The organism is Chryseobacterium camelliae, assembly GCF_002770595.1.
Lineage (GTDB): Bacteria > Bacteroidota > Bacteroidia > Flavobacteriales > Weeksellaceae > Chryseobacterium > Chryseobacterium camelliae.
The window spans coordinates 4,278,022-4,300,681 of the sequence record NZ_CP022986.1 but is presented as its reverse complement, the minus strand read 5'-3'; the positions used below and the strand labels follow the sequence as shown (position 1 = coordinate 4,300,681).

Sequence of the window (22,660 nt, the reverse complement as noted above, 5' to 3'; positions counted from 1 at the left end):
GTATACGGCCGGGATTTTATTCAGATAGACTTAAAATAACCGAAAATTCCTCTGTCAATTTCTTGACCATTAATCCGGTAGCCGGTGCGGAATTTTCCCGCTAGAAAGCACTATTTTTTAGTAAGCTAAATGCAGGCACATCAGATGGTCATGGAGAAAATCCTTGTTTCAGGCTTATTCCTCATCATCCTGAGGTCAAAAACCATGGCAACATTTCTGGTGAATGCCCTTCCTTTTTCAGTAATTTTTATCTGATGGTCATGAAGTTCCACCAGTTCATCTTTTTCCATTTCTTTCAGCATATCCAGTGCATTGCTCAGTTCAGGAAAAGCATTCTGAAGGTCCCATGACGTCTCCAGCTGGCACATGAGGTTCAGGATATGCCTCCTTACAATCAAGTCTTCCTCATTCAGGATATGACCTTTAACCACAGGGATTTTTCCCTGCTCTACGAGAGCCTGGTACTCTTCAACGGTTTTTACATTCTGGGCAAAAGCATACCATGAATCTGAAATAGCAGACATGCCCAAACCTACCATTAACTGGGTTTTGCTGGAGGTATATCCCATAAAGTTCCGATGGAGATTTTTATGGATAAGCGACTGGTACAGATCATCATGCTCAAGGGCAAAGTGGTCCATTCCTACTTCTATGTATCCCAGTTCCTGCAGCAATCTTTTACCGTCTTCATACAACCTGCGTTTTTCTTCTCCGCTTGGAAGGTCGTTTTCGTCAAAGCCTCTTTGCCCGACACCCTTCACCCATGGAACATGCGCATAAGAGTAAAAAGCCAGCCGGTCCGGCTTTAGCTCCATGGTTTTTCGGATGGTATATTCCATCGCGTCCCAATGCTGGTGCGGCAATCCGAAAACCAGGTCATGGCTGATTCCTGTATACCCGATTTCCCGCGCCCATTCGGTTACCTGCTGTACGTTTTCAAAAGGCTGGATTCTGTTGATGGCTTTCTGTACTTTAAGGTCATAATCCTGTACCCCGAAGCTTACTCTTCTGAAGCCTAAATCGTATAAGGTCTGAAGATGATCTCTTGTTGTATTATTGGGATGCCCCTCAAAGGAGAATTCAGGATGGTCTGCTATATCCACGCCGGCAAAGATGCCTTCCAGCAATGTTTTTAGATTTTTAGGTGAAAAGAACGTCGGTGTTCCGCCTCCCAGGTGCAGCTCTTTCAGCTTCGGTTTTTCATCAAAAAGGTTCAGGTACAGTTTCCACTCTTTCAGAACGCTTTCCAGATACGGAACTTCTACGCTGTGCTGCTTGGTGATTCTTTTGTGGCAGGCACAGAAAGTACATAAAGCTTCACAGAAAGGCAGGTGGATATAAATGGATATACCTTCTTCCGCATTGCTTTCCCGGAATGACCTGATTACCGTTTCTTCCCATTTCTGAGGCGAGAAACTGCTTTCATCCCAATACGGAACCGTTGGATAAGACGTGTAACGGGGCCCGGGAATATTATATTTATCTATTAAAGAATTCATTGTCAGTTAAAATTTAAATCCCGTTTGAATGCATTCGGAATCCATTGTGCAAAATTAACCATTACTGATGAATTTTGAATAGTGAAATGCCGGAGACTTCATCGAAAAAGTAAAATATCATGATTGGCTGTTATGAATCATTCTATGATACTCAGTAAAAAGCCTTCAGAGTCCGAACTCTAAAAGGCTTTTAAGATTAAGTTCTCCTGCAAGGTCTTTACCGGTGCTGTTCAAAAATGATCATAAGCCTGTGGAGCTCTTCTGCAAAGTTTTTTCCTAGGTCAATATATCCGGCACTGTCATAATGCCATGGATCATTTCCGTAATTGTACTTCTTGGTCGTGCGGATGATGGCTGCATGCCCGTCTTTTGCTGCAAATTTTTCCTGTGCGTACTGCACCAGTTCGCCCATCGGCCATACCTTTCCGGCTTCATTTTTTCCTGAATCTGAAATTTTTCCGATGACTACGGGAAGATCATCGGTTAATAAAGCGGCCCTCATTTGGTTCATCAGCGTTTTAAGGTGTATGTAATAGCGGCCTGCGATTTCTTCGGTATAACTGGCATCACCTTCACCCTGCATCCAGACGATCCCGGAAGGAATAAGATCATCTTTCTGTCCATTTTTATCAATATCGGTTTCAGACAAGGCATTTTTTAATGTCTTCAGGAAATGGTCATACTGATTGAGTCCGTTTTTCCCTTTAAAATCAGCGTCCCAGCATCCGAAGCCTGCCGCAGCCAGGCTGTCTATAGATGTTCCTTCACGGGCGTATTTAATCAGGGCAATTTTTTCGCCGGGAAAAAGTTCTTTCATTTTTTTGGCAAAAGATAATTCCGGCCCGAAACGGTCTGAAAGCATATTGGTTTTACCGTCCGTCTTGAAACCTGTGCCATTACCAGGCCTAAGTAGGTCCCACTTTCCTCTTCCGCCGCCGGAATCCCCGTCCGGAACAGAGCTGCCCTGAAAGATGTACACATCCTGAAAGGCCTTCAGATCTTCCGGAAGGTCTTTATTATAACCAAATCCATTCATATTGGATTGCCCGGCCAGAATAAAAACCCTGATTTTCTGGCTGTATACGAATACCGGAAAGATTATTAAAATAAAAAATGCTTTATTTTTCATGTGTATTTTTATTTAAATTTAAATATTCCGGGCGAAAAACCGATCATACTCATGAAGAATACATGCTGAATCTGTTTTTAAAACGTCAGCTCTAAAACTGCTACCCTGTCTTTTCCGGCGAGCACTACGGTATCCTCATCGGTCCACTGGCAGACATACAAATTCTTTTCATCAGAAATCTTCGTCCAGCTCTTTCCGTAATCTGAAGAATAGCTGATATGACGGTCACCAACCGCAATCATCTCTTTTCCCCCGGAACCGGGCCTGATCCTCACACAGGTCATATACCCGGCATTTTTACCGGATGCCTGAATCTGCCAGGTTCTGCCTCCGTCATGGGTTGTTGCGATGTTATTGATATTGGCATCCTGCATGGTATAATCACCTCCGACAGCAATTCCGAAGGTATCATCAGCAAAATCGATGGAATACATACCCTGGGAAGATGTCCCCTGAATGAAAGGTGTCTCAAATATTTCAGGCTGATTATTTTTCAGGTTCATTCTGATGATCCTGGAAGACTTGCCTCCCGTGGCAATCCAGAGGTATTTTTTTGTGGATGCAATATTGGTATTGCTGGCCGCAAAAGCAGCTTCACCCTCATTTAAAACCGGGTTATTCTTCAACATTTCCCATTTTCCAGCTTTTAAAACAGCCAGCTTTAAACGGTTGTCCTTATCTGAATCACTCAATGTGTAAGCGAGCCGATGATTCACAAAATGCAACGCATCATAAAATGCCGTTTTTACCGTATCCCTGAAAACAACTTCATGCTGTAAATCTTTTTTACTGATCTTAAAAAACTCAGCAGGGCTTTCTACATTGATGGCGTAAAATGCATTCTTATCTTGGCCCAATGTGCGGAACTGCAGTTTTTTTTCGGACAGCCTGATCTGCTTCTGGTTTACTGGGTCTTTTAAATCCACAAAACCAAACCTGGAGTCGGTTCCGCTGTACCAGACTTTATGATCGTAAATTTCTAAAGCACGGATGCTTATCTGATCATTCAGAATGGTTTCAAAACTTTTTACGTGTTGTGAAAACACAGTCATTCCCAAGAATGAACCTATAATGGTGAAAATCTTTTTCATAGAGGCCAAAAATAAAAAATCCACAGCATTCGCCGTGGATTTCAAAGTATATTTATAAATCTAAATCTGTCTTCTGAAGCGGTTCCTGCTCTGCTTTGAACGTTTCCCCGTATCCGGTTTTATGAAGCTTACTGTTTCTTAAACTGTAGGTGAAATAGATGATCACTCCCAGGAACAGCCATGCCATTGATAAGAGCTTCGCTTCATGGCTCAGGTTCCAGATCAGGTACACATTGATGCAGATTCCCAGTGTTGCGATCACTGGCAATGCCGGAACTCTGAAATTCCTCGGCAACTGAGGCTCTTTCTTTCTGAGGATCCATACAGCCACACACACCATTGTGAAGGCAAACAGGGTACCGAAACTCGTCATATCCGCCAGCTTGCTGATCGGCGTGAAGGCAGCCACGGTAGCAATAACAATCCCCAGCATCATCAGGCTTTTTGCCGGGGTTTTTCTTACCGGGTGTACATCGCTGAAAACTTTAGGGATCAACCCGTCTTTCGACATTCCCAGGAAAATCCTGGACTGCCCCATGATCATGACCATTAATACGGAAATCAACCCAACTGTTGCAGCAATGGTAATAATGTATCCGGCCCAGCCCTGTCCTGCAATTTCAAATGCATAGGCTACCGGTGCCTTAATGGCATCAGGGTATTTACCGTGAGGATCGAAATTACTGTAATTCATCATTCCCGTCAACACTAATGATACCAGGATGTAAAGGGCTGTACACACTAAAAGTGATACGATAATGGCAAAAGGAACATCTTTTTTAGGATTGATGGCTTCCCCCGCCTGTGTAGATACGGCATCAAAACCAATGTAGGCAAAGAATATGGCAGCTGCTCCGGAAACGATTCCCTGAACACCATAAGCCTCTTTCATCTGATCTCCTTCCATCACCATTCTCTGTGCAGGAATAAAAGGATCCCAGTTGGCTGTATTGATGAAGAATACTCCGGCAATAATAACGAACAGTACAGCAGATACTTTCATCAGCACGATCAGGTTATTGGCTTTAGCCGCTTCTTTAGTCCCTTTGATCAAAAGGCCGATTACCACAAGTACAATAACGAATGCCGGAAGGTTCATGGAAAATCCGGATCCGCTGTAGCTTGCAGGGTCTGAAGTAAGGTATTCGGGCAGGTGGAGGCCGAACATCTTTAGCATCTTATTGAAATATCCGGACCAGGATACCGCAACCGTCATAGATCCCATAGCATATTCCAGGATGAGCCCCCACCCGATGATCCAGGCGAAGATTTCCCCTACTGTTCCGTAAGCATACGCATAAGCAGATCCTTCTACCGGCAGTATTGAGGCAAATTCAGAATAGCACAGCGCTGCAAAAATACAGGCAATCCCGGCAATGATGAAAGAAATCGCCAGTGCAGGTCCCGCATGGTAATACGCGCCTGTACCTGTCAGTACAAAAATTCCTCCTCCGATAATCGCTCCGATCCCGATCGCTGTAAGACTCCATTTACCGAGTACCCTTTTGAGCTGACTGCTTTTCATATCGTTTTCGAAAGCGCTCATGGGTTTTTTGGTCCATATTTTAGACATATTCAATTTTTTAAAGATTTACGAAAATATAAAAATTTTAGAAACCTTAACGTTTATTGATAAAATTTAAATATTATTTTTAGATGCAAGGAAGTAAATAACTGTGTTCCATACTATTCAAACTATTTCCGGATCTGCCTTTTTTTCATTATTTTTGAGCGCATGAATCTATACGATCTATTCGTAAAACCCTACGAGGGATACCACACAGGGCAAATCCTTCTGGAAGTTGCCGGAACCTTTTTCGGAATCCTGAGTGTTTATTTTTCCATCAAAAAAAATATCTGGGTATATCCCACCGGTATCGTATCTACACTGATTTACGTTTATCTGCTGTTCCAATTCGGCCTTTTGGGAGACTGTATGATCAATGTATATTACACGGCCATGAGCATCTACGGCTGGGTATTATGGGCAAAAAGCTCACAGGACAATATCCATGTAGAGGTAAGCTGGGCCACGGCAAAAGAATGGTTTACCGCAGGATTTTTATTTGTTATCAGCCTGATCCTGGTTACGGTGATCTATTATTATAAGCCTTTTATTAACCATCAATTTTCGATGGAAGGAGTCAGTTTAGGCCTGTACCATCTGGACTGGGCGAACTGGATGGACGTCTTTACCACGTCGATCTTCCTGGTAGGGATGTGGCTGATGGCTAAAAGAAAGATCGAAAACTGGATATTCTGGATCATCGGAGATCTGATCTGCATTCCTATGATGATTTTCAAAGGACTGGGAATCACTTCGGTTCAATATTTGGTATTTACTATCATGGCGTACTCAGGATACGTCAACTGGAAAAAAAGTTTTAAAGAAAAAAATGTTGTACCATTATGAAAAGTGTATTAAAAATAGCATTCAGTATTTTCACTATAGCTAGCTTAACATCCTGCGCGATGTACTCAGACAGCGGATACTCTTACGGAGATCCCTACTATAACGACGGATATTATTATGCACCCCAGAATTATTACGGTGGCGGCGGATATTGGGGCAATGACGGATACTATTACCGGAATGACATCAACTATTATTATGACAACGGTATTCCATACTATTTCTATAACAACGGAAATGACAGGAGAAGAGTCTATGTAGAAAGAAGAGGAAACGGTGCAACATCGCAACGACCTAATGGCTTCAGAGGGTCCACTGGTACCGGCAGCGGTTTCAACAATGGAAACTATATTAACAGAAACTATAATAAAGGGAATAACAGCCGCAGAAACAACAGCGGAGGATTCAGGAACCAGAATTCCGGTAATTCTACCAACCAGAATAGCGGATTCAGGAATACGGCTCCTCAGCAGACGCCTCCAAGACAGGACAACAGCGGAGGGTTCAGGAATACGAATCCCGGTAATACGAATTCCAACTCCGGAAGCGGTTTCAGGGATACGCCGCAGAACAGCTCTTCCAACCAGGGAAGCGGATTCAGAAGATAATTATTCTAAATAAGCGAAAACGAACAGCTCACCCTGTTCGTTTTTGTTTTAAATGCAGTAATTTTGCAGCTTCATTATTACATCAGTGGATATGGAATTTTATAAGTATCAGGGTACAGGAAATGATTTTGTGATGATCGATAATCGTTCCGGGGAATGGAATCATCTTGAAATTTCAGATATAGCAAAACTTTGTGACCGGAGGTTCGGCATCGGTGCAGACGGATTGATCAAAATCAATATCGCAGAAGGATATGATTTTGAAGTGGATTATTATAATTCCGACGGCTCCAAAAGCTTTTGCGGAAACGGTGCCCGGTGTTCCGTAGCTTTTGCATTCTTCCTGGATATATTTGAAAGCAACTGCAACTTTATTGCGATAGACGGACCTCATGAAGCGGAAATCCATAACGGCATTATTAAACTTAAGATGAGCGATGTGGAAATGATTTCCATGGATGGAGAAGACTCCGTACTGGATACGGGTTCACCGCACTATGTAAAATATGTGGAAGATCTGATCCGTTATGATGTTTTTGCCGAAGGAAAAAGCATCCGGAATTCTGAAAACTACAAGGAGAAAGGCATCAATGTCAATTTTGTGGAAAAAAACGGGCAGGATGGAATTTTTGTAAGGACCTATGAACGAGGGGTTGAGGATGAAACATACAGCTGCGGAACCGGAGTTACAGCGGCAGCTTTAACTTTCATGCAAAAAAACAATCTAATTTCCGTACCAGTGAAGACCCTGGGAGGAAATCTTGCCGTACATGCGGAAAAGAATGGAAGCTCTTTCCGGAACATCTGGCTGGAAGGCCCTGCCAAACAGGTTTTCAAAGGAAAAATCGACCTTATTTAATTATATACGTTTATATTATCGTTTATGAAAAAAGCTATTCCCGTTATCATCCTGATTGTTATTGTGGCAGGTGGGTTTTTTGGTTTCAGATTTTATGCGAAATACTACAAGAACAACATTGCAAAGGACGGATATATACTGATTTCAAATAAGGCAAATCTCAGCAGGATTCTGGATTCCGCAGCACAATACGTGGATGATAAAGCTTCTTTCGAAACAGTAGCCAGGGAGAAAGATCTTGAAAAGTATTTCAAACCGGGACGGTACCATTTTCGGAAAGGCATGGGAAACTCGGAACTGGTGAATATGATCAAGGCAGGTAGCCAGGCTGAAAACAGCTTCAGGATCGGTGATTTCGGCGATGTATACCAGATGTTGGGGAAGGTAACTAAAAAAACCGAATCTGATTCTCTGCAGTTTGTAAATGACCTGAACAAAATTGCGTTGAAAAAAGGCTACAGCAACGCGGAAGACCTCAAAAAATATTTTTTTATAGATACCTATAATTTTTTCTGGACGGTTACTCCCGAGGATTTTTTCAGCAAATTCGAAAAGCAGTACAATGAATTCTGGAATAGCGAAAGGAAGGCAAAAGAGCAGCAATCCGGCCTGACCAGAGATCAGATTTATGCTCTGGCATCTATTGTGTATAAGGAATCCGGAGGAAAACCTGATGAAATGAAAAGAATTGCCGGATTATACCTTAACCGGTACAGAAAAGGGATGAAGCTCCAGTCTGACCCTACGGTGATCTACGCCGTGAATAAAGAAACGAATTTTAAGCAGCCCATCAAAAGGGTATTCTATAAATACCTGTCTACCCCATCACCTTATAATACGTATGCAAATAAAGGCATTCCTCCGGGGCCGATCTGTATCGTGGATAAAAATTCTGTAGATGCAGTATTAAACGCCGAAAACAATAACTATATATTCATGTGTGCAGATCCGTCAAGGTTCGGCTACCACAAATTTACTGATAATGCGGAAGAGCACGCCGTCAACGCGAAAGCGTATCAAGACTGGCTGAATTCCAGGAATATCAAATAATAGCTTAATTTAACTTTATTTTAACAATTCAGCAATTAACATTTTAAGTTTTAAAGCGACATATCTCTTTAGAATAATAAAATTATCTTAATCTTTTGAAAAATTGAATATTATTAATTTCTTAAGATTGAGAAGGAACTTTTCACGATTTTACACAAACAATACCCTTATGAATCAGACGGAAATCATTAACATCTTTACAAGAAAAACCTTAGGGCTTACTTTTGTGCTTTCGGCAGCGGCGCTGGCGTTCGGACAGGAGAAAGTAGGTATTTCCGGGACGGTGGTGGACAAAAGCAACCAGCCTGTACCCTATGCATCGGTTACCTTCAGCAACAAGGCAAATAAATTATTGAGTGATGCCACACTCACTGATGAAAAAGGCCAGTATAAACTTGAGATTACGCCTGGAAATTATGATATCAGCATAGAAGCTATTGATTATAAGAAAAATATGATCAACAAACAGATTACAGCTGCAGGTAATATCGGCGCTTTTTCCATTGAACCTGAAGCCAGTGCAACCAATCTTAAAACACAGGACATTCAGGGAGTTGTCATTACAGCACCTTCTACAAAGCCTTATAAGGTTGAACTTGATAAAAGGACCTATGACCCGTCGCAGGATATTGTGAGCAGAGGAGGAAATCTCCAGGACGTTCTTTCCAATGTACCTTCAGTGTCGGTAGATACGGACGGTACCGTATCCATGAGAGGAAGCTCCAATGTGAGGTTTCTGATTAACGGTAAGCCTTCTGCCCTTTTGGGAATTGATGACGGAGCCAATGCCCTGCAGAGTATCCCTGCAGACCAGATTGAAAGAATTGAAGTAATTACCAATCCCTCTTCAAAATTTGAAGCCAGCGGAACGGCAGGTATCCTGAATATCATCCTGAAGAAAAACAAAAAAATGGGCTTCAACGGAAGCGTTACAGGAACACTGGGCTATCTTCCGCAAACCAATATGAATACCAACCTCAGCTGGCGAAAAGGCAAATTCACCTGGTTCCTGAACGGCGGAGGCGGATATAGAGAATCCAAAAATACAAACCGCAATACCAGCTGGTTTAACAATCCGGTAGAAAATACGGATGAGACCTATACAGATCAGGAGTCAATTACCAAAAGCAAGAGTAATAACTACAATGCTTCAGGGGGGCTCACATTTGATATCACAGACCATACCTCTGTTAACGCATCCGGAACGGTAAGGTCTTTTGACAGCGAAAATAATGGTAGGATCAACTATTTTTACCAATACCTGAATGCCCCGGATGCCTTCAGGCAGAGACTGAATAAAGGCAGCAACAATAATCTTGCATTTCAGGGTGATTTCGGACTGGATCATAAATTCGATGACAAAGGACAAAATCTTTCCTTATCCCTCAGCCTGCAAAGAAACAGATCCTATAATGATACGGATGTGAATGACCAGTCCAATAATATTCCTCTTTTAGAGGATGACATCAACCAGAAAACAGTCAATAAAAGTATTGTAGGAAAGGCTGACTACGAATTACCAATCGGCGAAGTTTCTAAACTTGAAGCGGGTTACAGGTTAGATGTCAATAATAATGATTATAAAAATATGGTACTGGAAAGCACAGCGGCCAGTCCTATCCACACTTATTTAGGGAACTACTCTTACAATGCCCTATACAAGGAAATGTTCAATGCCTTTTATCTCCAGTTTAAGAGCAAGATAGGCAAGCTGGGCTATCAGCTGGGTTTAAGGGATGAAATTTCTAAGATCGATATCGACTACCTGAATCTGAATGGCTTAGGAAAGACACAGACCAAAAATTACAACAACCTTTTCCCAAGTGTTTTCCTGAGTTATGATATTGCAAAAGACAATCAGTTCCTGATCAACTATTCCAGAAGAATTGACCGTCCCCGTTCGTTCTTCCTGATTCCAAATCCAAGCTATAGTGATAACCAGAATATCTTTGACGGAAATATAGACCTTAATCCTTCTTATGTGGATTCCTATGAGTTCGGATACAGCATTTCAAAGAAAAGTTTCACCATTAATCCTACCTTATATTACAGGCACACTACGGATGATGTGAAAATGCTGGTATACAGGACAAACGAAAATGAACTTCCCGTTTTCCATACCAAACCTGTTAATTTAGGTACTGACGACCGGTATGGCCTAGATTTCAATTTCAACTGGGATGCTACCAAATGGCTGAGACTGATGGGTAACCTGGATTTATTCGGGTATAAGACAACCGGTTCCTATTATGATGCAGCGGTAATGGATAAAGCTATGTCTTTTGAAGGAAGCGGATTCTCTACCAGAGCGAGGCTGACTTCGACATTTAAAGTCGACAAGACTTTCAATTTCCAGCTTCAGGGATTCTATAGAGGCGGGCAAAAGACGCAGAGTCAGGATAGAAAAGATATGTACGCCATCAATTTCGGAGCCTCAAAAACAGTTTTGGACGGAAATGGAACTATCAGCTTTAACATACAGGATATCTTCAATACCCGAGCAATGAGATCCACGACCTACTCTGCAGATTTTACCAGAGATTCTTACATGCAGTGGCAGCCACGGCAGTTTGCCCTTTCCTTTACCTACAGGTTTAAGCAGGGTGAAAAAATTGACCAGCCGAAACGAAAAAAGGACATCAACTCCAACGCCGCGGGCGACGACCAGCAGGCACCGATGTAAGACAAATACAAAAAAATATCCCGAAAATAATTTCGGGATATTTTTTATTTCACAGCCTCAGCTACTTCTTTCTGACTGGCTTTATTTTTCTCAGCTTCAAAAATTCTTTTTCTCAGGTCACTGGAGGAAAACCGGTGGTCTCTTTTATTATAGTAAATCTCGATCCCTTTTTCCTCACAGTATTTTTTGCCTGTAAAATCCCTGTCCATATAATCATCACCAATGATCCTTACATCAATCACAAACGATTTCAGGATATCCAGAAGATCTTCTTCCGTGTAGTAAGGAATGATCTCGTCAACAGCATTAACCGCTTTTAACTGGATGTATCTTTCCACAATGGTCTGTGTAGGCTTGTTCTTGTTCGGACGGTCATGGGAAGGATCGATCTGTAATCCCACAATAAGATAATCACAAACCGTTTTTGCTTCTTCAAGCATTTTGATGTGCCCTGCATGCAGTAAATCGAATGAAGAGAACGTAATACCTATTTTATGCGTTTTCATAATTTTGTTAATTTGTGCCGAATCGCTTTATATATCATAAAACCGGCAGTTAAAAATATTTAGTGTGTCTTGTATTCAATTTTAATTCATCTGTTGTATATCAGTTTCTTGAAGCCAGGTATTTCTGCCATTCCCATACCGTTCTCAGAGCTTCCTGAAGAGTGGTTTCCGATTTCCATCCCAGTTCCTGCGCTGCCTTATCTGCATTGGCATAGGCTCTGGCAATATCGCCTTCACGCCTGTCACAGATCTGATATGGTACCTTAACATTATTGGCGGTTTCAAATGCCTCTACAACTTCCAGTACAGTAGAGCCCTTACCGGTCCCAAGGTTATAGATATCAATTAAAGTTTCTTCGTCACCATGCTCCATTAATTTCTTTAATGCCGCAACATGGGCTTTGGCAAGGTCTACTACATAAATATAGTCACGCACGGCAGTTCCGTCCTGTGTATCATAGTCATTGCCCCAGATATTCAGCTTCTCCCGGATTCCGGCAGCTGTTTGGGTTACATAAGGTACAAGGTTATTCGGTATACCTACAGGCAATTCTCCTAAAAGGGCTGAAGGATGGGCCCCGATTGGATTAAAGTACCGCAGCAGAGATATTTTTTTACGGTGCGCACGGGCAAAATCTGCCAGTATCTCCTCTCCCATCTGCTTGGTCTTCCCGTAAACACTTTCCGGAAGCTTCAGCGGTGTATCTTCATTGATCGGCATTACATCAGCCTGTCCGTAAACGGTACATGAAGAGCTGAAGATAAAGTTGGAAATATTCCTTTTCTTAAATTCCTGCAAAATATTAATGAGGGAAAATAAATTATTCTCATAATAATCTACCGGTTTTTCCTGACTCTCTCCAACGGCCTTGAATGCAGCAAAATTGATGCATCCTTCAATAGTATGAGCATCAAAAACCTGTGAAAGGAGTTCTTTTCTTTTCAGGTCGAAAGGATAAAATACAGGTCTTTTCCCTGTAATTTCTTCAATATTGTGTAGTATAAATTTTTCGGAATTGGATAAATCATCTATGATAACGACTTCAAAACCGTTATGTAAAAGTTCCACTACGGTATGGGAGCCGATGTATCCCAATCCTCCTGTTACGAGTATTGCCATTTTTTATAGTATATTTTTAGTATGCGTGTTTTTTCCGATTTTATTGATATCTTCATACTTCATCATGGCACTTTACATTGATTAAAAATATATAATGATAATACAAAGATAATACTCCGAAAAGTATGCCATTCTTATTCAAAATTATATATTTTCAACATGCATTTATTTAATCAAAAACCAACTGTAGTATAAAATTATTAACTAATCAGCACACAAGTATAAATATTATCAATCAAAAATTGTATAGTTATTTATTTACAGAAAGCACATGGTAAAGAACCCGACACCGCTACTGTTATTCAATTTACTAATGCAGTTAACTTTTGTGCCTGAATCTGACATTCTCAAACATAATCCTGCCGATAAACAAAAAAGGTGAACGCAGTCAACATTACGCTGATCACATACACCTTATTAGTTAAATCTTTTTTCCTTTACTTCATGAATTCCAGTACAGCATCTGTAATATACTTCAGCTGTTCGTCGTCCAGTTCCGTATGCATGGGCAGAGAGATTACCTGATCCAGAAGTTTATCGGTATTCTCAAAATCGGCATCATTGCTGTCCTGGAAATAGGCTTTCTGTTTCCTCAATGCTACCGGATAGTAGATCATTGCCGGAATATCTTTTTCAGTCAGGAATTTCTGCAGTTCATTACGCTGTCCGTTCAGGATTCTTAAGGTATACTGATGGAATACATGGCTGGAATTTTCAGCTCTTTTAGGCGTCAGGATCTGGTCATGACCTGCGAACGCTTCATCATAATATTCCGCGGCCTTTCTTCTTGCTTCGTTATAGGTGTCCAGATGAGGAAGCTTTTTCCTTAAAATTGCAGCCTGAACGCTGTCCAGACGGGAGTTCACCCCTACTTCATCATGATAATAGCGCTCATACATCCCATGGTTCACAATTCCGCGTATACGGTGTGCGAGTGCGTCGTCATTGGTAAATATTGCTCCGCCGTCTCCGTAACAGCCCAGGTTTTTAGACGGGAAAAACGAAGTGGTCCCTAATGTTCCCATTGTTCCGGATTTCTTCACAGAACCGTCCGATAAAGTATATTCTGCGCCGATTGCCTGTGCATTATCCTCAATCACATACAGGTTATGCTCTTTGGCAATCTTCATTATTTCTTCCATATCCGCACACTGCCCGAAAAGGTGTACAGGAATGATGGCTTTTGTTTTCGGGGTAATGGCTTTCCTGATCTGCTCGGTTGAAATGGTAAAAGTATCATAGTCCACGTCCACCAGTACCGATTTAAGTTTCAGCAGGTGTATCACCTCAACAGTGGCAGCAAACGTAAAGTCGGCTGTGATCACTTCATCCCCTTCTTTCAGGTCCAGTGCCATCAATGCAATCTGAAGGGCATCTGTTCCGTTGCCGCAGGGAATGACGTGTTGTACATCAAGATAAGATTCCAATTCATTCTGGAAAGACTTTACCTCGGGGCCATTGATGAAAGCCGCTGAATCCATTACATTTAAAACCGCATTATCCACATCATTTTTTATCTTGTAATACTGACTCTGTAAGTCGACCATCTGAATCTTTTTCATAAAATAATATTTGTGTAAAAATAAGGAAATTAAAATCCTGTCAAAAATTTTATTGATTTTGTTTTATCTTTATCCAAAAGAACCGTATGAAAAAAGCTGTACTTCTTTTGCTGATGGCAGCCTACTCCGTAAGTTTTGCCCAAAGCCAGCTGGTGTTTGTGTATTTTACCGGAAAGCCGAACAAAGCTGCCTTTTATGCCAACCCGCTTTCCGAACTCAGCCAGAAATCCCTTAACAGGCGTACGGCACTGGGAATTCCCCTGAATGACCAGGATGCACCGGTTGAGCCTTCTTACATCCAGAACGTCCAGAACCTGGGGTTCACTGTGACGGATTACTCCAAATGGCTGAACGGTGTCGCGGTCAATGCCACGCCGGCACAGATCCAGCTCTTGCAGTCACAGACTTACGTACAATCCGTTGAAAGCTTTGCCAAAAATACTTCCGGCACTACCAAAATCCCGGATAGCAATAAGTGGACAACCGAAACAATCACGCAGAAACTGCTGACGACATTTGATTATGGTTCAGGTAATGATCAGATTGACCAAATTAACCTGAAACCGTTACATCTTGCAGGATATACCGGGACAGGAGTTACCATTGCCGTTATTGACACAGGATTCCCCTATGTGAATACCGGATCTGCCTTTTCAAGATTATGGGCCAATAACCATATCAAAGGCGGATATGACTTTGTTACTAAAGGCTCGGATATTTACAATACTGGGCTTAATAATCATGGTTCCGTAGTTTTGGGTGCCATAGGAGGCTATATCACAAATTCTTTTGTCGGATCTGCTCCCGATGCGGATTTTTACCTGTACCGAAGCGAAAATGCCACCGTAGAAATTCCGGAAGAGGAACTGTACTGGATTGAAGCGGCAGAAGAAGCCGACCGGAAAGGGGTTGACATGATCACCACTTCTTTAGGCTATTCCACTTTTGACGATCCACAGTATAATTATACGTATGCGGATATGAACGGGAACACTTCCTTCATCGCAAGAGCCGCAGGTATTGCCGTGAGTAAAGGTATTTTTGTACTGATTGCTGCCGGAAATTCAGGACAGTCGAGCTGGCATTATATTACCACACCCGCAGATCATGCGCAGGTATTTACTATAGGTTCCGTTGATTCATCCGGGGCTTCTTCAGGGTTTTCTTCATACGGGCCCAATTCCGCCGGTGTTATCAAGCCTGATGCCAGTGCGAGGGGAACCGCGTCTGCAACCGTAGACAACAATTCAACCATAACCGTAAACGGAACTTCTATTGCCACGCCTATTGCTGCCGGTGGTGTTGCCTGCCTGATCCAGGCTTTCACAACCATGAACAGGGACCTCATGCGCAACCGGCTGAGGCAGACCGCCTCCCTGTTCCCAGCGCATACCGATCAGATGGGTTATGGAATCTTAAACTTCGGGAAGTTTTATAATATGACCCTGAATACTTCTGAATTGGTCAGGAAAAATGGTATTACGGTTTTTCCGAATCCGGCCCGAAATATTTTAAATGTTGCATCGGAAAACGAAGTAATACATCTTGAAGTATATGATCATTTAGGAAGGCTGATCACAAAAGCGGAGCATCAGAAATCAATACAGGTCGGAGATTTTGCAAAAGGTGTGTATTACCTGAAAATCCAGACGAAGGATAAAATTTACTATGAAAAATTCATAAAGGAATAAATTGAAACCTCTCGATTTGAGAGGTTTTTTGTTTTTTTAAAGCAATTATTTTTCTCTTTAAACCATTGCAGTCTAAAAGAGTTTATATCGATTTCGGTAAAAGCAGACATTTGCTACTGACCTTCTGCTTTGCTTTTCCAATAAGATACTTGTTCTTTCAGTTCTTTGATGCGCTCTTCATACTGTTCTATGAGTTTTTCGGATGAACTGTAATTATTTGTTTGATTTTGAATCATATTATTACTTGAATTTTCATTAGCCGAATTTTCTTTATTTATTTGTGTATAGCCCTCTTCTGGCTTAAGAATATCCTCCATATTTACATCCAGAGAATTACAAATGTTTTCAATATGATTAACCCATGAATTTGTTTCACCATTTTCTATTCTTTGATACGTTGAACGGGAAATATGGAGTTGCCCGGCAAGGTCTTCCTGAGAAAATCCTTTTTCTTCTCTATACTTTCTTATTCTTCTTCCAATGGTTGCATTCATAGCTCTATCTGTTTGAATAAGCAAATATAATTTATTTCTAAAAATAAAGATGCATCAAAAATAGGGCACTGACATTTTATTTTTTTTCACACCTTTGTAGAGTAAGGAAAATAATCTATCTTTAACTCACTAAAAACCAAAACTTATGATGAGAAAATTAATTTCGTGGCTGGCCTTTATGATGGCTTTCTGCCTTGTACTGCTTTCCTGTGTCCATGATGAGATCTATACGGCTTCCGATCCGGCGTCTAAGGAATACCATTCCAAAAGCCTCTGGAAAGAAGATGAAAAGTATATTAAAAATGTCATGAAAGTCTACTCAGAACACCATGAAGAAATAAAAAAGGGTGCCGGTGAACCGATGTGGGACTATGCGATGACCATGGACCGCTTTGATGAAAGTTTCCTGATGGTTCCGGTAGCTGAGCAAGGAAAAGTTATAGCGGTACTGAATGTGCCAAGGAAAGGACAGAGGGTTTATTTTACCTATACCCAGGTACAGAATGATATGGAATTCTTTCAGAACCTGATGTCCTCCAGGCTCAAAAGGGCAGAGACGACTCTTGTGGATAATACAGCGGGAAAGTTAGTCTGTACAACCAAGACCATTTCAATGTTTTACCCGGATAATGAAAGTGATCCTGATGGTCCCGGGCACTGGGAATCGCATCATGTGACAGAATGCAAGAGCCAGCAGCTGGAGAGCTGTGTCGGTGAAGTGCTTCCTGACGGAACATGCCTTGGAGGGGGCGGGAATGATCCGGGCTATCCCTACCCCGGAGGAGGAGGCGAAGATCCGCAGCCGGAGCCGGAAGATCCTTGCGCAAAAGCAGTAAATAATAATACAAATGCCAAAGCACTTTTAAATAATACAAAAATAGCATTAGCACAAACACAACTCACAAGCACCTTAGGTACAGATACTAATGAGAAATCTTTTTCATTTGGGAAAGATGCAAATGGAAATTATGAGACAACGCCTATTAAAACGGCAACTGCTGGAAATCAAGTAGGATTACAAGCCAATAATCCCAATCTTTCCATTGAAGGAGGAGCGCATACACATACCACTGATTTATTTAATTGTTTTTCAGCAGGAGATATCTATTCTCTTCAAGGTGCAAATACTATAAACCCAAGCTTTAATATATTTTTTGTCTTTGCAAATGGAGGAATTGTATATGCTTTAACTATTACCGATCCTATAAAGTATGCTGATTTTGTTGCCAATCATTCTGCTGGTAATAACTTAGACATGACTACATCACATTGGAAAGAGAGTTCTCCTATATTTGTTAGTTTTGAAAACGCATTAACACAATTTCAACGACAAGGATTTTCAGAAGACGATGCAATGGCTAATGCAACGGCATTGATTTTAAGTAAATATGATGTAGGAGCTAGTTTAAGCCAAAAAGATTCTTCAGGAAATTTTAAGTCTATATTTGTAAATGAAAATATAACAAATATAAATGTAGGGGGAATTTATATCCCAATATATGTGTACAACCAAACAACAGATTGTAATCTAAAACCATAATAAATGAAAAATTTAAAAAAAATAATTACTCTATTCATATTAACAGTTGGCATTTGCAAAATAAATGCTCAATTAGATACTTTGAATTATTTAAAACAATTCGAACTCAATAAATCAAATTATATCGGTCAACCTTTTTCAAAACTTTTAAATGAAATGACACAAATACAACCTAAGACAGCGTGGTCAATTTCAACAGAAAGGAAAAAAAATATATCTGCAAACACAAGATTTAAATTCACAACTATCGATTTAAGTTTTCATAATGCTATTACCTTATTAATAAAATGGCAAGCTCCGATACCAAGAGACCAAACAAAATTTTATGAACAAAAGAATGCTTTTTATTTCACCAATGAAGAAAAAGCATTTTATGGAAGCAAAATTGTGAAAGATATAATTATATATCGATAATTTTAAAACGATAAAATAAACCATCAAAATTTGATGGTTTATTTTTAATATCCTGATAAAGATGTATTTAATACCCCTGATAATATTGGGTGTACCCATGAAGAAATAAAGAAAAGAATGGATGACCAATTAAAATTAGCATATGATGAGGAGTCACTAAAAGATAATCCGAATTATGAAAGTGTTTTTCTACAAATGAATTTTGGAACTAATGTTGGACTCTATAAGGCAAATAATGATCTCACAGGATTTAGTAAATTGCAAATTGCATCTAATACACCAAATGCTTAAGTACAAACAATTAATTGTAATTAATAAACTTATGAAAAATATATTGTTTTTATTTATTTTAATATTTTCAACTCAGCTAAAGTCTCATAGTGCTATAATAGACATTACAAAATCTGGTTACAAAAAACCTAGCGGCTACTATAGAAAGGATTTAGATAATATATTAAATTCTTTTGAAGGAACTTATTTATATACTAATGGAAATGATATTTTTAAAATAGTGTTAAAGAAGATGATAATGCAACCAGTAGGTTCACATTATGAAGACTTGATTATCGGTGAGTATCAATATATTCTAAATGGAACTGAGAAAGTAAATACCTTTTCTAATTTGAATATATCTTATTCTGATCAGTTTTTAAAACATGGCATTGCTGGGAATAGTATTTTGGGAAATAATTCCCGTTTATGGAAATGTCCACAATGCAATATAAATGAAAAAAGAATAAGGTTAGTCATTACAGATAAATTAACCAGCCGATATGCTGATTTTCTTATGAGAAGAACAATTATAAACGGACAACAAGTATTACAAGTTAAAATTGCTAATCCTAATACCGTTACTTACAATGTAGAAACTGAAAGTCCTCCGGCAAATTTTTCTTTACCATTAGGTGAGTTCACAATGATAAAGCAATAATACAAACCTCCTACATAGAGGTTTTCTAATAGCATAACTATGAAAAATATAATTACTCTATTCATATTAACAGTTGGCATTAGCAAAATAAATGCTCAATTAGATACTTTGAATTATTTAAAACAATTCGAATTCAATAAAGCAAATTATATCGGTCAACCTTTTTCAAAACTTCTAAATGAAATGACACAAATACAGCCAAAAACGGCATGGGCAGCATCAATGGGGAGAAAAAAAACAATATCAGCCGACACAAGGTTTAAATTCGCTGAAAAAGAACTAAGCTTTCGTCGTACAGTGACTTTATTGATAAAATGGCAAGATCCGATACCAAGAGACCAAACACAATTTTATGAACAAAAAAATGCTTTCTATTTTACCAATGAAGAAAAAACATTTTATGGAAGTAAAATAGTGAAAGATATAATTGTATATCGATGATTTTAAAACATTAAAAATAAAACCACCAAAATTTGATGGTTTTATTTTATTGTCTTGATCAATAAGTTTTGTTACGCCGAATTCCTGCTCGCATTGATATTCCCGAACAGGGACCTGGTCACCAGCTTTTCATAAGCCTCCTTATTGCCTTCTCCTTTCTGGATTTTCATCAGTGCATACTGCTGGATGCTTAACAGCGGCAAAACAATCCGCTCCCTGATTTTCACCGACTTTCTGGACAACGTATCTTCCTGCTGGAGCATATGGAAACCGGTAAGCTCAAGCATAATATCTTTGGAAAGCCGGTATTCATGGAACAGGATATTCCAGAACTCCCCGAATTTCGGGTTATTCCTGATGTAATAGGTCAGCGGGAAATAGGTTTTGTTCATGCTCATCATGGAGTTCAGGACTAATGTTTTGAAAAAGTCGGAGCCTTTGTATAATTCCTTCACCTCTTCAAACCTTCCCTGCTCTTTCATCTGCTGCATGGCATAGCCGAACCCGAAAAACCCCGGAACATTCTGCTTCAGCTGGGACCACGATCCTACGAAAGGAATCGCGCGCAGGTCCTCAAATTTAAGTTCATTGCCGTTCCCGCGCTTGGAAGGCCGGCTTCCGATATTGGTTTTGCCATAATATTCCAGGGTACTCATTTCCTGGAGGTAAGGCACAAACATCGGATGCGCTTTCAGGTCTGAATATTTCTGATAGCTGATTTCTGCGAGTTCTCTGATCAGTGCTCTCTCTTCATCCGTAAGATCTTTTTTGGAATTTTTGAACACATCATTTTCGATCCCTGCGGTCAGCAGTTGTTCAAAATTAAAGGTAGCCTGTTCCTTATTGCCGAAAATACTGGTAATGGTCTGCCCCTGTATGGTCAGCTCAATCTTGTGGTTTGCAATGGTTTTTCCCTGAGAAGCATAGAAATCATGGGTTTTTCCGCCGCCTCTTGCCGGCGGTCCTCCCCTTCCGTCAAAGAACACGACCTTGATTCCGTTTTCTTCCGAAAGCTTCGTCAGCACTTCTTTTGCTTTGTAGATTTCCCAGTTGGCCTTCAGATATCCGCCGTCTTTTGTCCCGTCTGAAAATCCGAGCATGATGGTCTGATGACGTCCTCTCCTTTCCAGATGCTTCTGGTATACAGGATGATGATACAGGTCACGCATTACTTTTTCGGCATTGGCTAAGCCTTCCATCGTTTCAAAAAGCGGAACGATATCCATTTTGATATCTTCATCCCGGTATCCGCAAACCTTAAAAAAGGCATAGACGTTCATCACATCTTTCACGGCATCGGAATTGGAAATGATATACCGGTTCATGCCTCTCATCCCGTTCAGTTGCTGGATTTCTTCAACCTGTGACACGGTAAGCAAGGTATCTTTAACAATATCTTCAAAGTCATCGGGATTCACCTGTCCGGACTGCTGGATCAACAGGCTGAATTTTTCTTCAAAACCAGCTTCCTGGTTACCATGCAGCTTTGCAAAGACTTCATCAATGACTTTCTGATGGATTCTGCTGTCCTGACGGACATCCAGGGTGGCAAAATGCGTCCCGAAAATCTTCACCCGGTCCCTGAAGTTGATGAGCAGGTCCAGAAACAGACCGTTATGCTGGCTGATCAGGATATCTTCCGCCTCAGCTGCTCTTTTCAGGATATCTTCCGCACTGATGTCCCCGCCGTTGAAAATAGCGGCATACAGCTCATCGTTCAGCTGCTGCAGAACCTCAGAAACTCCCCTGAAGCTCAACCTTCGTCTGATGTACTTCAGATGGCTGTAATAAGATTTCAGGATAGCAGAATGCAGTTCGCAGGCTACTGTTTTTGTTACTTCAGCCGTTACAAAAGGATTTCCGTCCCGGTCACCGCCCGGCCAGAATCCCAGCTGGATAATGTCTTCGGGCAAATGGAAATTACCGTTTCCGAACATTTTCCGGATCTTGGTAAATAGTTCGCCGATGGTATCGTAATACACATATCTCAGGTATGAAATAATGCTCATAGCCTCATCCACAGGCGTAGGTTTTTCTTTATTCACAAACGGGGTTTTCCCGAGTTGCTGCAACAGCATATCGATGTTGGTGACAGAGTCTGATGCAATAGCTTTTCTCAGGTCCTGGATGATCCGCTGTACCGAACTTGGATAAAACTGGGTAGGATGCGCGGTAAAAACAATTTTTACCGAGAAATCTTCCAGCTTTTCCCGCACTTTATCCAGCTTATGGTCCTGGACGGAGCGTTCATACAAATGTGTTATGGTACCGCTGTCGCTTTCCGAATGGAGATTCGGAAACGCAGCATCTTCTATACTGTCGAACAGCACAACCTGGCGTTCGATGTACTGAATGATCTTGAACAGCAGTTCAAGCTTCTGCTCTTCCGTCTGCAGGTCGGTATGGTTTTTAAAAAATTCTTCAACAATTTCCTCGGGGGTTTTTCCGGCTTCATAGCCTGCCTTGCTTTCTTCGCTGAGGAAAGGCAATAGCATCCCGATATTGGTCATTTTATCATAAGGCAAACTCATGAAGAGTGAGTTATAGATCTGGTATTTATTTTCAACGATCTGCCTGAATTTTTCTGCGCGCTGGTCGTGTATCATATAACAAATGTAATGGATTTTGC

Annotated in this window: 20 protein-coding genes; 11 read left to right on the top strand and 9 right to left on the bottom strand. The window is 40.7% G+C overall.

Annotation, left to right across the window (positions count from 1 at the left end; genetic code table 11):
* Positions 1 to 140: 140 nt before the first annotated feature.
* The 4 genes from hemN to CGB83_RS19665 all read right to left on the bottom strand — a co-directional run bounded on the left by hemN (position 141) and on the right by CGB83_RS19665 (position 5,292).
* Positions 141 to 1,499, bottom strand: a complete 1,359-nt coding sequence (hemN, locus tag CGB83_RS19680) for an oxygen-independent coproporphyrinogen III oxidase (RefSeq protein ID WP_100077366.1) — start codon at positions 1,497 to 1,499, stop codon at positions 141 to 143.
* Between the two features lie 217 nt (positions 1,500 to 1,716).
* Positions 1,717 to 2,628, bottom strand: coding sequence for a sialate O-acetylesterase (locus tag CGB83_RS19675; protein ID WP_100077365.1), 912 nt, complete (start codon positions 2,626 to 2,628; stop codon positions 1,717 to 1,719).
* Positions 2,629 to 2,705: 77 nt separating this feature from the next.
* Positions 2,706 to 3,719 carry a WD40/YVTN/BNR-like repeat-containing protein gene (locus CGB83_RS19670; RefSeq protein WP_100077364.1) on the bottom strand — a complete coding sequence of 338 codons (1,014 nt, stop codon included), beginning with the start codon at positions 3,717 to 3,719 and terminating at the stop codon, positions 2,706 to 2,708.
* Positions 3,720 to 3,771: 52 nt separating this feature from the next.
* Positions 3,772 to 5,292 carry an APC family permease gene (locus CGB83_RS19665; protein ID WP_100077363.1) on the bottom strand — a complete coding sequence of 507 codons (1,521 nt, stop codon included), beginning with the start codon at positions 5,290 to 5,292 and terminating at the stop codon, positions 3,772 to 3,774.
* A 162-nt stretch (positions 5,293 to 5,454) separates the two neighbouring features.
* On the opposite strand from CGB83_RS19665, the gene pnuC reads away from it, so the two are divergent.
* The 5 genes from pnuC (at position 5,455) to CGB83_RS19640 (ending at position 11,332) form a co-directional block, all read left to right on the top strand.
* A complete protein-coding gene (pnuC, locus tag CGB83_RS19660) occupies positions 5,455 to 6,132 on the top strand; it encodes a nicotinamide riboside transporter PnuC (RefSeq protein ID WP_100077362.1) in 678 nt (225 codons plus the stop codon).
* A complete protein-coding gene (locus CGB83_RS19655) occupies positions 6,129 to 6,740 on the top strand; it encodes a hypothetical protein (protein WP_100077361.1) in 612 nt (203 codons plus the stop codon). The genes pnuC and CGB83_RS19655 overlap by 4 nt, the downstream gene beginning before the upstream one ends.
* Positions 6,741 to 6,831: 91 nt before the next feature.
* Positions 6,832 to 7,599, top strand: coding sequence for a diaminopimelate epimerase (gene dapF / locus CGB83_RS19650; RefSeq protein WP_100077360.1), 768 nt, complete (start codon positions 6,832 to 6,834; stop codon positions 7,597 to 7,599).
* A 24-nt stretch (positions 7,600 to 7,623) separates the two neighbouring features.
* Positions 7,624 to 8,649 carry an endolytic transglycosylase MltG gene (gene mltG, locus CGB83_RS19645; RefSeq protein WP_100077359.1) on the top strand — a complete coding sequence of 342 codons (1,026 nt, stop codon included), beginning with the start codon at positions 7,624 to 7,626 and terminating at the stop codon, positions 8,647 to 8,649.
* A 169-nt stretch (positions 8,650 to 8,818) separates the two neighbouring features.
* Positions 8,819 to 11,332, top strand: coding sequence for a TonB-dependent receptor (locus CGB83_RS19640; protein ID WP_100077358.1), 2,514 nt, complete (start codon positions 8,819 to 8,821; stop codon positions 11,330 to 11,332).
* A 44-nt stretch (positions 11,333 to 11,376) separates the two neighbouring features.
* Here the strand turns inward: CGB83_RS19640 and CGB83_RS19635 are convergent, their stop codons facing one another.
* The 3 genes from CGB83_RS19635 to CGB83_RS19625 form a co-directional block, all read right to left on the bottom strand.
* Entirely contained in the window at positions 11,377 to 11,838 is a 462-nt protein-coding gene (locus CGB83_RS19635; protein ID WP_100077357.1) for an adenylyltransferase/cytidyltransferase family protein, read from the bottom strand.
* 100 nt (positions 11,839 to 11,938) lie between these two features.
* Entirely contained in the window at positions 11,939 to 12,958 is a 1,020-nt protein-coding gene (gene galE, locus CGB83_RS19630) for a UDP-glucose 4-epimerase GalE (protein ID WP_100077356.1), read from the bottom strand.
* A 437-nt stretch (positions 12,959 to 13,395) separates the two neighbouring features.
* Positions 13,396 to 14,520 carry a DegT/DnrJ/EryC1/StrS family aminotransferase gene (locus CGB83_RS19625; protein WP_100077355.1) on the bottom strand — a complete coding sequence of 375 codons (1,125 nt, stop codon included), beginning with the start codon at positions 14,518 to 14,520 and terminating at the stop codon, positions 13,396 to 13,398.
* 86 nt (positions 14,521 to 14,606) lie between these two features.
* Here CGB83_RS19625 and CGB83_RS19620 point away from each other — a divergent pair, with 86 nt between their 5' ends.
* Positions 14,607 to 16,211: a S8 family peptidase gene (locus CGB83_RS19620; protein ID WP_100077354.1), complete on the top strand. Its 1,605-nt coding sequence runs from the start codon at positions 14,607 to 14,609 to the stop codon at positions 16,209 to 16,211.
* A 113-nt stretch (positions 16,212 to 16,324) separates the two neighbouring features.
* Here CGB83_RS19620 and CGB83_RS19615 read toward each other — a convergent pair whose 3' ends face one another.
* The gene (locus CGB83_RS19615; RefSeq protein WP_100077353.1) at positions 16,325 to 16,705 is read right to left on the bottom strand and encodes a helix-turn-helix transcriptional regulator; all 381 of its coding nucleotides are present in this window, start codon (positions 16,703 to 16,705) and stop codon (positions 16,325 to 16,327) included.
* Between the two features lie 145 nt (positions 16,706 to 16,850).
* Here CGB83_RS19615 and CGB83_RS19610 point away from each other — a divergent pair, with 145 nt between their 5' ends.
* From CGB83_RS19610 to CGB83_RS19595, 5 genes are all read left to right on the top strand, one after another.
* Positions 16,851 to 18,245, top strand: a complete 1,395-nt coding sequence (locus CGB83_RS19610; protein WP_100077352.1) for a hypothetical protein — start codon at positions 16,851 to 16,853, stop codon at positions 18,243 to 18,245.
* 3 nt (positions 18,246 to 18,248) lie between these two features.
* Positions 18,249 to 18,659 carry a hypothetical protein gene (locus CGB83_RS19605; protein ID WP_100077351.1) on the top strand — a complete coding sequence of 137 codons (411 nt, stop codon included), beginning with the start codon at positions 18,249 to 18,251 and terminating at the stop codon, positions 18,657 to 18,659.
* 117 nt (positions 18,660 to 18,776) lie between these two features.
* The gene (locus CGB83_RS20265) at positions 18,777 to 18,950 is read left to right on the top strand and encodes a hypothetical protein (RefSeq protein ID WP_157761472.1); all 174 of its coding nucleotides are present in this window, start codon (positions 18,777 to 18,779) and stop codon (positions 18,948 to 18,950) included.
* 31 nt (positions 18,951 to 18,981) lie between these two features.
* Positions 18,982 to 19,590, top strand: coding sequence for a DUF6705 family protein (locus tag CGB83_RS19600; RefSeq protein ID WP_157761471.1), 609 nt, complete (start codon positions 18,982 to 18,984; stop codon positions 19,588 to 19,590).
* Positions 19,591 to 19,629: 39 nt separating this feature from the next.
* Entirely contained in the window at positions 19,630 to 20,031 is a 402-nt protein-coding gene (locus CGB83_RS19595) for a hypothetical protein (protein WP_100077349.1), read from the top strand.
* A 71-nt stretch (positions 20,032 to 20,102) separates the two neighbouring features.
* Here CGB83_RS19595 and CGB83_RS19590 read toward each other — a convergent pair whose 3' ends face one another.
* Complete coding sequence (locus tag CGB83_RS19590) at positions 20,103 to 22,637, bottom strand: phosphoenolpyruvate carboxylase (protein WP_100077348.1); 2,535 nt, start codon at positions 22,635 to 22,637, stop codon at positions 20,103 to 20,105.
* Between the last annotated feature and the right edge of the window lie 23 nt (positions 22,638 to 22,660).

Bases quoted from the DNA above. Each gene is read 5' to 3' on its own strand.
- hemN (WP_100077366.1), bottom strand. From the start codon at position 1,499: ATGAATTCTTTAATAGATAAATATAATATTCCCGGGCCCCGTTACACG.
- CGB83_RS19675 (WP_100077365.1), bottom strand. From the start codon at position 2,628: ATGAAAAATAAAGCATTTTTTATTTTAATAATCTTTCCGGTATTCGTA.
- CGB83_RS20265 (WP_157761472.1), top strand. From the start codon at position 18,777: ATGGATGACCAATTAAAATTAGCATATGATGAGGAGTCACTAAAAGAT.
- CGB83_RS19620 (WP_100077354.1), top strand. From the start codon at position 14,607: ATGAAAAAAGCTGTACTTCTTTTGCTGATGGCAGCCTACTCCGTAAGT.
- CGB83_RS19610 (WP_100077352.1), top strand. From the start codon at position 16,851: ATGATGAGAAAATTAATTTCGTGGCTGGCCTTTATGATGGCTTTCTGC.
- CGB83_RS19595 (WP_100077349.1), top strand. From the start codon at position 19,630: ATGAAAAATATAATTACTCTATTCATATTAACAGTTGGCATTAGCAAA.
- CGB83_RS19670 (WP_100077364.1), bottom strand. From the start codon at position 3,719: ATGAAAAAGATTTTCACCATTATAGGTTCATTCTTGGGAATGACTGTG.
- pnuC (WP_100077362.1), top strand. From the start codon at position 5,455: ATGAATCTATACGATCTATTCGTAAAACCCTACGAGGGATACCACACA.
- CGB83_RS19655 (WP_100077361.1), top strand. From the start codon at position 6,129: ATGAAAAGTGTATTAAAAATAGCATTCAGTATTTTCACTATAGCTAGC.
- CGB83_RS19605 (WP_100077351.1), top strand. From the start codon at position 18,249: ATGAAAAATTTAAAAAAAATAATTACTCTATTCATATTAACAGTTGGC.
- galE (WP_100077356.1), bottom strand. From the start codon at position 12,958: ATGGCAATACTCGTAACAGGAGGATTGGGATACATCGGCTCCCATACC.
- CGB83_RS19640 (WP_100077358.1), top strand. From the start codon at position 8,819: ATGAATCAGACGGAAATCATTAACATCTTTACAAGAAAAACCTTAGGG.
- CGB83_RS19615 (WP_100077353.1), bottom strand. From the start codon at position 16,705: ATGAATGCAACCATTGGAAGAAGAATAAGAAAGTATAGAGAAGAAAAA.
- dapF (WP_100077360.1), top strand. From the start codon at position 6,832: ATGGAATTTTATAAGTATCAGGGTACAGGAAATGATTTTGTGATGATC.
- CGB83_RS19590 (WP_100077348.1), bottom strand. From the start codon at position 22,637: ATGATACACGACCAGCGCGCAGAAAAATTCAGGCAGATCGTTGAAAAT.
- CGB83_RS19625 (WP_100077355.1), bottom strand. From the start codon at position 14,520: ATGAAAAAGATTCAGATGGTCGACTTACAGAGTCAGTATTACAAGATA.
- mltG (WP_100077359.1), top strand. From the start codon at position 7,624: ATGAAAAAAGCTATTCCCGTTATCATCCTGATTGTTATTGTGGCAGGT.
- CGB83_RS19665 (WP_100077363.1), bottom strand. From the start codon at position 5,292: ATGTCTAAAATATGGACCAAAAAACCCATGAGCGCTTTCGAAAACGAT.
- CGB83_RS19635 (WP_100077357.1), bottom strand. From the start codon at position 11,838: ATGAAAACGCATAAAATAGGTATTACGTTCTCTTCATTCGATTTACTG.
- CGB83_RS19600 (WP_157761471.1), top strand. From the start codon at position 18,982: ATGAAAAATATATTGTTTTTATTTATTTTAATATTTTCAACTCAGCTA.